Annotated in this window: 11 protein-coding genes; 10 read left to right on the top strand and 1 reads right to left on the bottom strand. The window is 72.7% G+C overall.

Annotated elements, in window-relative coordinates; genetic code table 11:
• Positions 1-60: 60 nt before the first annotated feature.
• The 5 genes from IE316_RS20640 (at position 61) to hutH (ending at position 5,927) form a co-directional block, all read left to right on the top strand.
• Positions 61-927 (top strand): biotin--[acetyl-CoA-carboxylase] ligase, encoded by an 867-nt coding sequence (locus tag IE316_RS20640; RefSeq protein ID WP_190205912.1) that lies wholly within the window; start codon positions 61-63, stop codon positions 925-927.
• A gap of 144 nt (positions 928-1,071) precedes the next feature.
• The gene (locus tag IE316_RS20635) at positions 1,072-2,193 is read left to right on the top strand and encodes an adenylate/guanylate cyclase domain-containing protein (protein ID WP_190205911.1); all 1,122 of its coding nucleotides are present in this window, start codon (positions 1,072-1,074) and stop codon (positions 2,191-2,193) included.
• Between the two features lie 89 nt (positions 2,194-2,282).
• The gene (locus tag IE316_RS20630) at positions 2,283-3,083 is read left to right on the top strand and encodes an enoyl-CoA hydratase/isomerase family protein (RefSeq protein ID WP_190205910.1); all 801 of its coding nucleotides are present in this window, start codon (positions 2,283-2,285) and stop codon (positions 3,081-3,083) included.
• A gap of 89 nt (positions 3,084-3,172) precedes the next feature.
• The gene (locus IE316_RS20625) at positions 3,173-4,324 is read left to right on the top strand and encodes a GGDEF domain-containing protein (RefSeq protein WP_190205909.1); all 1,152 of its coding nucleotides are present in this window, start codon (positions 3,173-3,175) and stop codon (positions 4,322-4,324) included.
• A 64-nt stretch (positions 4,325-4,388) separates the two neighbouring features.
• A complete protein-coding gene (hutH, locus tag IE316_RS20620) occupies positions 4,389-5,927 on the top strand; it encodes a histidine ammonia-lyase (RefSeq protein ID WP_190206169.1) in 1,539 nt (512 codons plus the stop codon).
• A 55-nt stretch (positions 5,928-5,982) separates the two neighbouring features.
• Here the strand turns inward: hutH and IE316_RS20615 are convergent, their stop codons facing one another.
• Positions 5,983-6,297: a hypothetical protein gene (locus IE316_RS20615; RefSeq protein WP_190205908.1), complete on the bottom strand. Its 315-nt coding sequence runs from the start codon at positions 6,295-6,297 to the stop codon at positions 5,983-5,985.
• Positions 6,298-6,454: 157 nt separating this feature from the next.
• Here IE316_RS20615 and IE316_RS20610 point away from each other — a divergent pair, with 157 nt between their 5' ends.
• The 5 genes from IE316_RS20610 (at position 6,455) to IE316_RS20590 (ending at position 14,169) form a co-directional block, all read left to right on the top strand.
• Positions 6,455-6,760 carry a hypothetical protein gene (locus IE316_RS20610; RefSeq protein ID WP_229910493.1) on the top strand — a complete coding sequence of 102 codons (306 nt, stop codon included), beginning with the start codon at positions 6,455-6,457 and terminating at the stop codon, positions 6,758-6,760.
• 220 nt (positions 6,761-6,980) lie between these two features.
• The gene (locus IE316_RS20605) at positions 6,981-8,228 is read left to right on the top strand and encodes a L,D-transpeptidase (RefSeq protein WP_190205906.1); all 1,248 of its coding nucleotides are present in this window, start codon (positions 6,981-6,983) and stop codon (positions 8,226-8,228) included.
• 133 nt (positions 8,229-8,361) lie between these two features.
• Positions 8,362-9,819, top strand: a complete 1,458-nt coding sequence (locus IE316_RS20600) for an ABC transporter permease (RefSeq protein WP_190205905.1) — start codon at positions 8,362-8,364, stop codon at positions 9,817-9,819.
• Between the two features lie 125 nt (positions 9,820-9,944).
• Positions 9,945-10,628 carry an ABC transporter ATP-binding protein gene (locus tag IE316_RS20595; RefSeq protein WP_190205904.1) on the top strand — a complete coding sequence of 228 codons (684 nt, stop codon included), beginning with the start codon at positions 9,945-9,947 and terminating at the stop codon, positions 10,626-10,628.
• A 250-nt stretch (positions 10,629-10,878) separates the two neighbouring features.
• Positions 10,879-14,169 (top strand): S8 family peptidase, encoded by a 3,291-nt coding sequence (locus IE316_RS20590; RefSeq protein WP_190206168.1) that lies wholly within the window; start codon positions 10,879-10,881, stop codon positions 14,167-14,169.
• The last annotated feature ends 9 nt before the right edge of the window (positions 14,170-14,178 follow it).

Below are 14,178 nucleotides of genomic sequence, written 5' to 3'. Positions count from 1 at the left end.
AGCGTAGTGGGGCCCTCACCGATCGGCAGTGCGGCGTTTACCACACCTAGGGTGGCTTGCATGACTGACCGAGATGACGCAGCCCGCGACCGCAGCCGGTGGTCCGACCTCGACCGCCCGCCCCTCGACGGCACCGCGCTCAGGCGCGGCCTGGTCCGTCAGGGCGGGCTGTGGACGGACGTGGAGGTGGTGCAGCGGACCGGCTCCACCAACTCCGACCTGGTGAGCCGGGCCGCCGAGGGCCGGGCCGGGGAGGGCGTCGTCCTCGTCGCCGAGGAGCAGACCGCCGCCCGGGGCCGCCTGGACCGGCGGTGGACCGCGCCGCCCCGCTCGGGCCTGTTCTTCTCCGTGCTGCTCGCCCCCGGCGAGGTCCCGGTCGCCCGCTGGGGCTGGCTGCCGCTGCTCACCGGGGTCGCGGTGGCCACCGGCCTGTCCCGCGCGGCCGGCGTCGACACCGCCCTGAAGTGGCCCAACGACCTGCTGGTCACCGTGGGCGGCGCGGAGCGCAAGGCCGGCGGCATCCTCGCCGAGCGGGCCGGCGACGCGGGCGTGGTGATCGGCGTCGGCATCAACGTCACCCTGCGCGCCGACGAGCTGCCCGTCCCGACGGCCGGCTCCCTCGCGCTGGCCGGCGCGGTCAGCACCGACCGGGACACGCTGCTGCGCGGGGTGCTGCGCGCGCTGGAGCAGTGGTACGGCCGCTGGCGCGCGGCGGACGGCGACCCGGGCCCGTCCGGGCTGCAGGAGACGTACGCGGCGGGCTGCGCGACGCTGGGCCGGACGGTACGGGCGGAACTGCCGGGCGACCGCGCCGTGACCGGCGAGGCGGTGGCCGTCGACGGCGACGGCCGCCTGGTCCTGGCCACCGCCGAGGGCGTGCGGCAGCCGATCGGCGCCGGGGACATCGTCCACCTGCGGCCGGCCTAGGGGGCGGCAGGGGGCGGCAGCGCATCGTCCGCCGCGTCCGGTCAGGGGGTCGGCACGGTGCTCGGGGAAGTGAGCTGGCCCACAGCTAACGTAAAGTTGGGGCCGGTCGATACCTGACCGCGGCAGATCGGAAGGGCAGCAGGCGTGACCGTCGACGACACGGGCTCCGGCGCGGACGGGGACGGCCGGGTGGACGAGCCCGCCGACCCCGCCGACGACCCGCTCGCGCTGCGCCTCGAAGGGCTGATCCTCGGGGCCGAGCGCCGCTACACCCCCTTCCAGGCGGCCCGCAGCGCGGGGGTCTCCATGGAGCTGGCCTCCCGCTTCTGGCGGGCCATGGGCTTCGCCGACATCGGGCAGGCCAAGGCGCTCACCGAGGCCGACGTACTGGCGCTGCGGCGGCTGGCCGGTCTGGTGGAGGCGGGGCTGCTCAGCGAGGCCATGGCGGTGCAGGTGGCCCGGTCCACCGGGCAGACCACCGCCCGGCTGGCCGAGTGGCAGATGGACTCCTTCCTGGAGGGCCTGACCGAGCCCCCCGAGCCCGGCATGACCCGCACCGAGGTCACGTATCCGATCGTCGAGCTGCTCCTGCCGGAGCTGGAGGAGTTCCTCGTCTACGTCTGGCGGCGCCAGCTCGCCGCCTCGGCCGGGCGGGTGGTGCAGGCCACCGACGACGAGGAGATGGTCGACCGGCGGCTCGCGGTCGGCTTCGCGGACCTGGTCGGCTTCACCCGGCTGACCCGCCGCATGGAGGAGGAGGAGCTGGGCGAGCTGGTCGAAGCCTTCGAGACCACCGCCGCCGACCTGATCGCCGCCCGCGGCGGGCGCCTGGTCAAGACCCTCGGCGACGAGGTGCTGTACGCCGCCGACGACGCCGGGACGGCCGCCGAGATCGCCCTGCGGCTGATCGAGACCATGGCGGGCGACGAGACCATGCCGGAACTGCGGGTCGGCATGGCCTTCGGCACGGTCACCACCCGGATGGGCGATGTCTTCGGCACCACCGTGAACCTGGCCTCCCGGCTCACCTCGATAGCGCCCCGGGACGCCGTGCTGGTGGACACCGCCTTCGCGGAGGAGCTGATCCGCACCGGTGACGCCCCCGCCTCCGAGGCCGCGGCCGCCGAGGAGGCCGCCGCCGCGGAGAAGGAGGGCGAGGAGCCGCCCGCGTACCGCTTCGCGCTCCAGCCGATGTGGCAGCGCCCGGTGCGCGGCCTCGGCGTGGTCGAACCCTGGCTGCTCACCCGGCGCGGCACCGACGCCTGACCACGCTCACCCGGCCTTTTCCCGGCCGTCCCGGGCTGCGATGATCGGGGCGGAACTGGCCGTTAACCCGCGTTAACCGGGAGGGTGTCATGAGCGAGGAGCGGTACGGGGAGTTCGTGCTGGTGCGGCGGCACGGGGCGGGACACGTGGCGGAACTCGTCCTGGACCGGCCCAAGGCCATGAACGCCGTCTCGACCGCGATGGCCCGGTCCGTCACCGCGGCCTGCGCGGCGCTCGGCACCGACCCGTCCGTCCGCGCGGTGGTGCTGACCTCCACCCATGAGCGGGCCTTCTGCGTCGGCGCGGACCTGAAGGAACGCAACTCCCTCAGCGACGCCGAGCTGCTGCGGCAGCGGCCGGTGACCCGGGCCGCGTACACGGGCGTACTGGAGCTGCCGGTGCCGGCGATCGCGGCGGTGCACGGCTTCGCCCTCGGCGGCGGCTTCGAGCTGGCCCTGTCCTGCGACCTGATCGTGGCCGACCGCACCGCGGTGGTGGGGCTGCCCGAGGTGTCCGTCGGGGTGATCCCCGGGGGCGGCGGTACCCAGTTGCTGCCCCGCCGGGTGGGGGCCGCGCGCGCCGCCGAGCTGGTGTTCACGGCCCGCCGGGTGGCGGCCGGGGAGGCGCGCGAGCTGGGCCTGGTCGACCACCTGGTGGACGAGGGCCGGGACCGGGACGAGGCGCTGGCCCTGGCCGACCGGATCGCCGCCAACTCCCCGGTCGGCCTGCGCGCCGCCAAGCGGGCGCTGCGGCTCGGGCAGGGGCTGGACCTGCGGGCCGGCCTGGAGGTCGAGGACGCGGCCTGGCGCGCGGTGGCGTTCTCCGGGGACCGCGCGGAGGGCGTCGCGGCCTTCAACGAGAAGCGCGCGCCGCGGTGGCCGGGGGAGTGAGTCCCGGGGTTCTGGGTACGTCCGCCCGCCCCGCCCCCGTTCGCCCGCTCGATGTCCGCTTTCGGGGGAAATCTCCCTAGCCTGGGGTGATGGGTGAGGATGCACGCCTCGCGGCCGTCGTCGCGCTGGCGCAGGGCATGGCGGCGGCGCACGGTTCGCGCGAGGCGTGGCGCGCGGCGGCGCTCGGCGCGTGCCGCGCGCTGGGCGGCAGCTTCGCCGCCCTGTCGGTGTGGGAGCGGGAGCTGGGCCGCCTGCGGGTCCTGGTGAACGTCGGGGAGCGGGCCGAGGGCGAGGAGGAGTTCCCGGACGACGAGTCCTACCCGGTGCACCAGTTCGCCGAGATCACCGAGTTCCTGCACGAACGCTGGGCCGGCGGCGGCGAGCCCGACGCCTGGGTCGAGACCGCCGAGGGCCCCGCGGCCGGGCGGCCCGGCTACGTCCACCAGCGCGTCGCCGCGCTGCGCCGCCGGGGCCGCGGCTGCTGTGTCGTCGCCCCGGTCGTGCTGCACGGCCGCGCCTGGGGCGAGCTGTACGTGGCCCGGCCGGCCGGCGAGCCCGTCTTCGGCCGGGGCGACGCCGACTTCGCCACCGTCCTGGCCGCCGTGGTCGCCGCCGGGCTGGCCCAGACCGAGCAACTGGAGGAGGTGCGGCGGCTGGCCTTCACCGACGCGCTGACCGGCCTGGCCAACCGCCGTGCCGTCGACGCCCGGCTGGACGAGGCCGTGGAGCGGCACCGCCGGGAGGGGGCGACGGTCAGCCTCGTCGTCTGCGACCTCAACGGCCTCAAGCGGGTCAACGACACCCACGGGCACGCCGCCGGCGACCGCCTGCTGGAACGATTCGGCTCGGTGCTCTCGCTGTGCGGCGCGATGCTGCCGGGCGCGCTCGCGGCGCGGCTCGGCGGCGACGAGTTCTGCCTGCTCGCGGTGGGCCCGCCCGCCGACGCCGTGGTCGGCGCCGCCCGGGAGCTGTGCCGCCGGGCCGGGGAGCTGGAACTGGGCGACGGGGTGGCCTGCGGGGTGGCGTCCACCGCCGACCCGATCGGGCCGGTCCGCTCCGCGCGCCGGCTGTTCCGGCTGGCGGACGCCGCCCAGTACCGCGCCAAGGCCGAGGGCACCGACCGCCCGGTGGTGGCCGGCCGCGCGGGCCCCGACGATCCCGTCGTACGCCTGGCCGACCAGCCGCCGGGAGAGGGCGGCGACGGGGAGCGCCGGCGGTTCCGGGGGCGGCACGCGCCGTAAGGGGCGCCGCCCGGACCCGGGGGTGACACCGGTGATTTCACTGCGTACGCTCCTGAATATGAATATGCACACTGTGGTGGTGGGGACGGCCGGGGTCACCGCGTCCGACGTCCTCGCCGTGGCGCGCGGCGGCGCCCGGGTCGAGCTGTCCGAGGAAGCGCTGACGGCCCTGGCCGCGGCCCGCGAGATCGTGGACGCGCTGGCCGCCAAGCCCGACCCGGTCTACGGCGTGAGCACCGGCTTCGGCGCCCTGGCGACCCGGCACATCAGCCCCGAGCTGCGCGCGCAGCTCCAGCGCAACATCGTCCGCTCGCACGCCGCCGGGATGGGCCCCCGGGTCGAGCGGGAGGTCGTGCGGGCGCTGATGTTCCTGCGGCTGAAGACCGTCTGCTCCGGCCGCACCGGCGTCCGCCCGGAGGTGGCGCGGACCATGGCCGAGGTGCTCAACGCCGGGATCACCCCGGTCGTGCACGAGTACGGCTCGCTCGGCTGCTCCGGCGACCTCGCGCCGCTCTCGCACTGCGCCCTCACGCTGATGGGCGAGGGCGAGGCCGAGGGCCCCGACGGGACCGTGCGGCCCGCCCGCGAGCTGCTCGCCGAGCACGGGATCGCCCCCGTCGAGCTGCGCGAGAAGGAGGGCCTCGCCCTGCTCAACGGCACCGACGGGATGCTGGGCATGCTGCTCATGGCCCTCGCCGACCTCGACGCCCTCTACACGTCGGCCGACATCACCGCCGCCCTGACCCTGGAGGCGCTGCTCGGCACCGACAAGGTGCTCGCCCCCGAGCTGCACGCCATCCGCCCGCACCCCGGGCAGGCCGCGTCCGCCGCCAACATGGCCGCCGTGCTGGCGGGCTCCGGGCTCACCGGCCACCACCAGGACGACGCCCCCCGGGTGCAGGACGCCTACTCGGTGCGGTGCGCCCCGCAGGTCGCGGGCGCCGGCCGGGACACCCTCGCGCACGCCCGGCTGGTCGCCGAGCGGGAACTCGCCGCGGCCGTCGACAACCCGGTGGTGCTGCCCGACGGGCGGGTGGAGTCCAACGGGAACTTCCACGGCGCCCCGGTCGCCTACGTGCTGGACTTCCTCGCCGTGGCCGTCGCCGACCTCGGCTCCATCGCCGAGCGCCGCACCGACCGGCTGCTGGACAAGAACCGCAGCCATGGCCTGCCGCCGTTCCTCGCCGACGACGCCGGCGTGGACTCCGGCCTGATGATCGCCCAGTACACCCAGGCGGCCCTGGTCAGTGAGCTGAAGCGGCTGGCCGTACCGGCCTCGGCGGACTCCATCCCGTCCTCGGCGATGCAGGAGGACCACGTCTCCATGGGCTGGTCGGCGGCGCGCAAGCTGCGCACCGCGGTCGACAACCTCACCCGGGTCCTCGCCGTCGAGCTGTACGCCGCCACCCGCGCCCTGGAGCTGCGCGAGGGCCTCACCCCGGCGCCCGCCTCACGGGCCGTCGTCGAGGCGCTGCGCAAGGCGGGGGTCCAGGGCCCCGGTCCGGACCGGTTCCTGGCACCCGACCTGGCCGCCGCGGAGGCGTTCGTCCGGGACGGGCGGCTGGTCGCGGCGGCGGAGACGGTCACCGGTCCGCTGCGGTAACGCCGGACGGCCGGGTCAAAAGAACGTCAAGAAGAGCAAAGTCCTCGAAAAACCGTCAGAAACCGAGCCGTTCACGGCGGACCGAATACGCCACGAAGCCCGCCCCCAGGGAGAGGAAGACCGTGCCGCCGACCACGTACGGCGTGCTGTCGAAGCTGCCGGTGTCGGCCAGCCGGGTGCCCCCGCCCGCCGCCGCCGGGTCCGCGGCGGCGGGCCTGGCCTGCTCGGTGACCTGGGGAGACGGGGCCGCGGAGGGGGTGTCTCTCGCCGGGGTCTCGGAGGTCGCGTTGGCGGACGGGACGAACCACAGGGCACACAGCAGGGAGCCCGCTGCGGCGGCGGTCAGCAACGGACGGCGAGCGGATGACACGGAATATCGATCCCCTTGTGGCGCTGGCGAATTGGCCGTGTGGGGCGATGTTAGTGAAAGGCGCGGGTCACGGGAAAGTCACGGGAGCGGACCGCCGTACGCTCCCGTCATGAGTACTCCGGAGACATCACACTTTGTTCGGGTTCGGGTGGACCTGGTGCTGGAAGTCGGGAACGAGGAGGAGGTCACCGCCGCGGCGCTGGCCCGGATCGCCGCCGAGGGCGGCCTCCCGGACGCCGAGCGGGCCCACGCCGAAGGCGCCGTCACGGCGGACACCGCGGAGGCCCTCGCCCATCTCGTCGACCCGTTCGACCTGGTCAGCGAGGTGCCGGGGGTGGAGCTGCGCCAGGCGTCGTGGAGCGCCGAACGCGTCGACCTGGACCCCGATTCGCCCGACTGGGACCTGGACGAGGATGATGACGCGGTGGCCGGGGAAGACGGCGAGGAAACGACGGTGGGTTGACGCGCTTTGGGGAAATCGTGACCCGGGCGGCAACCGCCACCCGGGGTTCCGTCGTCTCACCCCGCGCACTGACCGACACCCGTGCCGCCGGCCCAGCCGTGGCGGACGTGGTGTGCCCCACACCTGAGGGCCAGGTGGAACGGGACGAACCGGTCGTAGCGTTGAACGTCTTGACGGGGAATCTCGGGTTCGGGAATCAGTAGCGATGGAGAAGCGTGTGATGACGAACAGTAAGCGGCGCAAGGGCCTGGTGGCCGCGTCCGCACTGCTCGGCGGGGTGCTGGTGCTCTCGGCCTGTTCGGGCGGCGACGACGACGGCGCCGGGGGCGGTGGCGAGTCCTCCCAGGCCCAGGTCGACAAGGCGGCGGCCGAGAAGAGCTCCGAGGCCCAGATCAAGATCACTCCCGGGGACGGCTCGTCCAACGCCTCCATCAACAACTCAGCCACCGTGAAGGTCACCAAGGGCACACTGACCGAGGTCAGGATGACCACCTCGGACGGCACCGAGGTCAAGGGCGAGATATCCGCCGACCGCACGAGCTGGCAGCCCAGCGTCCAACTGGAGCGGGCCACCACCTACAAGCTGGCGGCGACCGCGAAGGACTCCGAGGGCCGCGCCGCCCACGAGAACGCGTCGTTCACCACCGTCTCCCCGGACAACAGCTTCATCGGCACCTTCACCCCGGACGACGGTGCCACGGTCGGCGTCGGCATGCCGGTCTCGATCAACTTCGACAAGGCGATCACCGAGAAGGCCGCCGTCCAGAAGGGCATCACGGTCAGCTCCAGCAGCGGCCAGGAGGTCGCCTGCCACTGGTTCAACGCCAACCGCATGGACTGCCGCCCCGAGGACTACTGGAAGGAAGGCTCGACCGTCACCCTCAAGCTCGCGCTCGACGGGGTCGAGGGAGCCAAGGGCGTCTACGGCGTCCAGCAGAAGACGGTCACCTTCAAGATCGGCCGCAACCAGGTCAGCTACGTCGACGCGCAGACCAAGCAGATGAAGGTCACGCAGGACGGCAAGACCGTCAAGACCATCCCGATCTCGGCCGGCTCCCCGGAGAACAAGACCTACGAGGGCCAGATGGTGATCTCCGAGAAGTTCAAGGAGACCCGGATGAACGGCGCGACGGTCGGCTTCACCGACGACGACGGCGAAGGCGAGTACGACATCAAGGACGTACCGCACGCCATGCGGCTGAGCACCTCCGGCACCTTCATCCACGGCAACTACTGGGGCGCCAAGTCCGTCTTCGGCAGCGTCAACACCAGCCACGGCTGCGTCGGCCTGTCCGACACCAAGGGCGCCAACGACCCCAGCACCCCGGCCGCCTGGTTCTACGAGCACTCGCTCATCGGTGACGTCGTGGTGGTCAAGAACACCGGCGACAAGACCATCGCCCCGGACAACGGCCTCAACGGCTGGAACATGGACTGGGCGCAGTGGAAGGCGGGTTCGGCCGTCTGACGCCGGCCCCCGCGCTGTCCGGAAGCCGTCGTCCGCCCCCGGGGCGGGGGCGGCTTCTCCGCTTGTCGATCTTCTCATCGTGCTCTTATCCAGGGCTTATGGCGTCATCAGGGTGCGTCCCTAGTTTTCGGCCATGTTCTTCACCTACCTGAGGCGCGAGCTGCGCCGCCGCAGAAAGGCGGCGCTCGTCGTCGCCTCCGGCCTCGCGCTGGGCATCGCGCTGGTCATCGTGGTCGACTCCGTGTCCTCCGGGATGGGCAAGGCCCAGGACAAGGTCCTGCAGTCGCTGTACGGCCTCGGCACCGACATGACGGTCACCAAGGCCGCGCCGGCCGGCGGCACCGGCCAGGGCGAGCGCCCGCGCTTCCAGTTCGACGCCAAGGACAGCGACTCCGACGAGGAGCAGAGCAGCGACCGCGTCATGGTCCAGGGCTTCCAGACGCTGGCCGCCTCGACCGTCGGCAAGGTCTCCGACCAGGACGGCGTGGCCGACGCGGTCGGCGGTCTCAGCCTGCAAGTCCTCAAGGTCAGCGGCGAGTTCACCCGCGGCCGGCTCCAGCAGGGCGGCGGCGAGGGCGGCCAGGGCGGCCCCGGCGGCCAGGGCGCCCCGCAGGGCGAGGTGCAGGGCGGCGGCGCCAGCTTCGACGTCAACAGCTACTCCGTCTACGGCACCGACGTCACCGAACCCGACCTCGGCCCGCTGACCTCCTCCAAGATCACCAGTGGCCGTGCCTTCAAGGCGTCCGAGACCGACGCGAAGGTCGCCGTCGCCGACTCCTCGTACGCCAAGGAGAAGAAGCTCAAGACCGGCTCCACGGTCACCGTGAAGGGCACCAAGTACAAGGTCATCGGCATCGCCACCGCCGACAGCGGGGACGCCGCCGCCGACCTCTACCTCCCGCTGAAGCAGGCCCAGACCCTCGGTGACGTCAAGAACAAGGTCACCACGATCTACGTCAAGGCCACCGACTCGCAGCGGATCGACAGCGTCAAGTCGGCGATCCAGAAGAACATCTCGGGGACCACGGTCACCACCTCCGCCGACCTCGCCGACACCGTCTCCGGCTCGTTGTCCACCGCCTCCTCGCTGGCCACCAGCGTCGGCCGGTGGCTCTCCGTGGTGGTCCTGATCGCCGCCTTCCTGGTCGCCGGGCTGCTCACCTCCTCCGCCGTCTCCCGCCGGGTGCGCGAGTTCGGCACCCTGAAGGCGCTCGGCTGGACGTCGGGCCGGGTCACCCGGCAGGTGGTCGGCGAGGCCATGGTCAACGGCCTGGTCGGCGGCGTCCTCGGCATCGCGCTCGGCCTGGTGGGCGCGTACGTCGTCACCGCGGTCAGCCCCAGCCTCCAGGCCCAGCTCGGCGGCGGCAGCGGCGACAGCGGCGGGGGCCCCGGCGGGCCCGGCGGCATGGGCGGTCCCGGCCGGCAGACGGCCGCCAAGACCCTGGAGGTCGCGCTCACCGCGCCGGTCAGCCTCACCACCATCGCCCTGGCCGTGCTGCTCGCCGTGGCCGGCGGACTGGTCGCGGGCGGCTTCGGCGGCTGGCGCGCCTCCCGGCTGCGCCCGGCGGACGCCCTGCGCCGGGTCGAGTAGCCACCGCCCCGGCCCGCATCATCGGGGCCCGCCCGGCACCACCGGGCCCTGGCCCGCACCATCCGGGCCGGCCCGCCCGCCGGACGGCAGGCCCCGCCCCCCTCACGTCCCCCAGGAGTCGGACCATGTACGAACTCAGCGGCGTCACCAAGCGCTACACGCGCGGCAAGGACACCGTCAACGCCCTCGACGGCATCGACCTCACCATCCCCGACGGCGACCGGCTCGTCATCCAGGGCCCCACCGGCGGCGGAAAGTCCACGCTGCTGCAGATGCTGGGCGCGCTGGACCGGCCGACCGCCGGCCGGATCAGCCTCGACGGCACCGACCTGGCCAGCCTCTCCGAGACCCGGCTCACCCGGGTGCGCAGCGAGAACATCGGCTTCGTCTTCCAGTCCTTCAACCTCATCCCGACCCTCACCGCCCAGGAGAACGTCGAGACCGCCCTCGTACCGCTCGGGGTGAAGAGCAAGGAGCGGCGCGAGCGGGCCGCCGAGGCGCTCGCCTCGGTGGGGCTCGGCGAGCGGCTGGCGCATCTGCCGAGCGAGATGTCCGGCGGCCAGCAGCAGCGCGTGGCCATCGCCCGCGCGCTGGTGAAGCGGCCCAAGGTGCTGCTCGCCGACGAACCCACCGGAAACCTCGACGAGTCGATGCGCGACGAGATCATGGACGTACTCGAACGCATGTGGCAGGAGCTGGGGTTGACCTACATCATGGTCACCCACGACTCCTCGATCGCCCGGAAGGCGCCGCGGCTGGCGACGATCCGCAAGGGCCGGATCACCGTGAAGGAGAACGCCCAGGCGTGAGCGGGGCGGACGCGGGGTCAATCCGTCGGTCCGGTAACGGCGTCCGCGCGGGGACGTAACAACCGGCCGACGATTCTCTCACCGTCCTCTCATCCGATTGAGACGCTTGATCGCCCCCCGGCATACTGCGTGCTCCGGGGGGTTCGCGCACGCGCGTACGAGACCACCCCCGGTCGGGTGAGCCGAACGGCGCCCGAGCACCCGCTAGGGGGGAATCTTGCGCAGACAAGTGAAGAGAGCCCGTACGGCCATGGTGGTCACGGCGACCGCCGTGGCCCTCGCCGCCGGGCTGACCGCGCCCGCCGCGGCCACCGGGGAGGGCGCGGCCGACAGTTCGCGGGCCTCGGTCAAGGCCGGGCACCGCATCACCCTGATCACCGGCGACCGTGTCGTCGTCGACGCCTCGGGCCGGGTCACCGGCCTGGAGCGGGCCAAGGGACGCGAGCACATACCGGCCGAGGTCCGCAGGGTCGACGGCCACACCCTCGTCATCCCCGCCGACGCGGCCCGCCTGGTCGCCCAGGGCAAGCTCGACCGGCGCCTGTTCGACGTCACCGAACTCAACCGCGCCGCCACCCGCAAGGCCCAGAAGAACGGCCTGAAGGTCATCGTCGGCTACAAGGGCACCGCCGCGGCCGCCAAGTCCGACGTCCGCGACGCCGGCACCCTGCGCCGCAGCCTGAAGTCGCTGAACGCCGACGCCGTGCAGACCCCGAAGCAGGACACGCCCGACCTGTGGGACGCGGTCACCGACGGCGAGAAGACCGCCGCCGGCATCGCGCACGTCTGGCTCGACGGCGTCCGCAAGGCCAGCCTCGACAAGTCCGTGCCGCAGATCGGCGCCCCCAAGGCGTGGGCGGCCGGCTACGACGGCAAGGGCGTGAAGATCGCCGTCCTGGACACCGGCATCGACACCACCCACCCCGACCTGAAGAAGCAGGTCGTGGCGTCGAAGAACTTCTCCGTCTCGGCGAACGCCACCGACAAGTACGGCCACGGCACGCACGTCGCCTCCATCGCGGCCGGCACCGGCAGCAAGTACAAGGGCGTGGCCCCGGGCGCCGAGCTGCTCAACGGCAAGGTGCTCAGCGACGACGGCTACGGCGACGACTCCGGCATCCTGGCCGGCATGGAGTGGGCGGCCGAGCAGGGCGCCGACATCGTCAACCTCAGCCTCGGCGGCGGCGACACCCCGGAGATCGACCCGCTGGAGGCCGAGGTCAACAAGCTCTCGGCGGAGAAGGGCATCCTGTTCGCCATCGCCGCCGGCAACGAGGGCGAGTTCGGCGACCAGACCATCGGCTCCCCGGGCAGCGCGGCCTCCGCCCTCACCGTCGGCGCGGTCGACGACAAGGACGTCCTCGCCGACTTCTCCAGCACCGGCCCCGGCCTGGACGGCCAGATCAAGCCGGACGTCACCGCGCCCGGCGTCGACATCACCGCCGCCTCCGCCAAGAACAGCGTCATCGCCAAGGAGGTCGGCGAGAAGCCGGCCGGCTACGTCACCATCTCCGGTACGTCGATGGCGACCCCGCACGTCGCGGGCGCGGCGGCGCTGCTCAAGCAGCAGCACCCGGACTGGTCCGGCGCCGAGCTGAAGGCGGTGCTCACCGGTTCCGCCAAGGGCGGCAAGTACACGCCGTTCCAGCAGGGCACCGGCCGCATCCAGGTCGACAAGGCGATCGCCCAGACCGTGTTCGCCGAGCCGGTCTCGCTGGACCTCGGCACCCAGCAGTGGCCGCACACCGACGACACCCCGGCGAGCAAGGCGCTGACGTACCGCAACACCGGCACCGCGGACGTCACCCTGAAGCTGTCGGTCACCGGCACCGACCCGAAGGGCGGGACGGCCCCGGCCGGCTTCTTCACCCTGGGCGCCTCCGAGATCACCGTCCCGGCGGGCGGCACGGCCTCCGTCGACGTCAAGGCCGACACCCGGCTGGGCTCGCTGGACGGCGCGTACGCCGCGTACGTGACGGCGACCGGTGCCGGGCAGAGCGTCCGCACCGCCGCCACCGTGCAGCGCGAGGTCGAGTCCTACGACGTCACCCTCAAGGCGATCGGCCGGGACGGTCAGCCCGCGGTCAACTACCAGGCCGACCTGACCGGCACCTCCGGGCTCGGGACCGACCGGTACTTCCCGGCGTTCGACGCCGACGGCACCGTCACGGTCCGCGTCCCCAAGGGCTCCTACGTCCTCAACTCCGCGATCTACGTCTCCCCGGACCCGGACCCCGCGAAGTACCAGGGCGCCGACTGGCTGGCCCAGCCCCGGCTGAGCGTCACCAAGAACACCACCGTCACCCTGGACGCGCGGACCGCGAAGCCGGTGAACATCACCGTGCCCGACAAGGCCGCCCAGGGCGTCGCCGCCTCGGCGGACTTCTCGATCAGCACCCGCGACTCCGCCTACGGCTTCGGCTGGTCGCTGCCCTCGTTCGACAACTTCCGCACCAAGCACCTCGGCGGGCAGATCACCGACGGCTCCCTCAGCCAGCAGTGGGACGGCCACTGGACCAAGGGCGCCAAGGAGGAGTACGCCGTCGCCGGCGGCGGCACGGTCAAGCAGCTCGCCACCGGCTACACCCGCGCCTACAAGGCGAGCGAACTGGCCACGCTGAAGGTCGGCATGGGCTCCACCGCGAGCGGCAGCAAGAAGGGCGCGGTCACCGCCTCCGCCTACCTGCCGGACAGCTTCGGCGGCTCCTACTTCGCCGCCCCGCAGTCCCTGCCGGGCACCCGCACCCTGCACCTGTCCACCGGGGACGGCGCCGTGTGGGACGTCTCCTTCCAGCAGTACAGCGGGCGGGTCGACGAGGACAACTTCCCGATCTCCGAGGCGTACTACGCGCTGAACGACCTCCAGCAGTACAAGGCCGGCAAGTCCTACTCGACGACCTTCAACTCGGCCGTCTTCGGGCCGCGCCTCAACTCCGACTTCGGTGTCTTCCGGGACGGCAACCAGATCTACGGCTACCTGCCGCTGTTCGCCGACGGCAAGGGCCACGCCGGTTCCTCGGAGTTCAGCTCGGTCAGCACCAGCCTGTACCGCAACGGCAAGAAGGTCGGCTCCAACACCGACCCGATGTTCGGCGACGAGATGTTCACCGTCCCGTCCACTGAGGCGGAGTACAAGCTGACCACCTCGGTCAAGCGCTCCGCGAAGGTCGCCGCGGCCTCCAGCCGGGTCGACGCCTCCTGGACCTTCCGCTCCAAGAAGGTCAGCAACACGGTGAAGCTGCCGGTCTCCTCGGCCCGCTTCTCGGCGACCACCACCCTGGACGGCAAGAAGACCGCCGGCCAGAAGGCTTCCATCCCGGTCACCGTCGAGGGCGCCGCCGCCGGCAAGAACCTCAAGTCCCTGGCGGTGTACGTCTCCTACGACGCCGGCAAGACCTGGAAGAAGACCACGGTCACCAAGGGCAAGATCAGCGTGAAGAACCCGGCGAAGGGCAAGGGCATCTCCTTCCGCGCCAAGATCACCGACAAGAAGGCGAACACGTCGACGATCTCGATCTACAACGCCTACTACGGCAAGTAGACCGCGGGT

This window comes from Streptomyces fumanus (assembly GCF_014655295.1).
GTDB classification, from domain to species: domain Bacteria; phylum Actinomycetota; class Actinomycetes; order Streptomycetales; family Streptomycetaceae; genus Streptomyces; species Streptomyces fumanus.
This window is presented reverse-complemented; position numbering and strand designations above follow the sequence as displayed.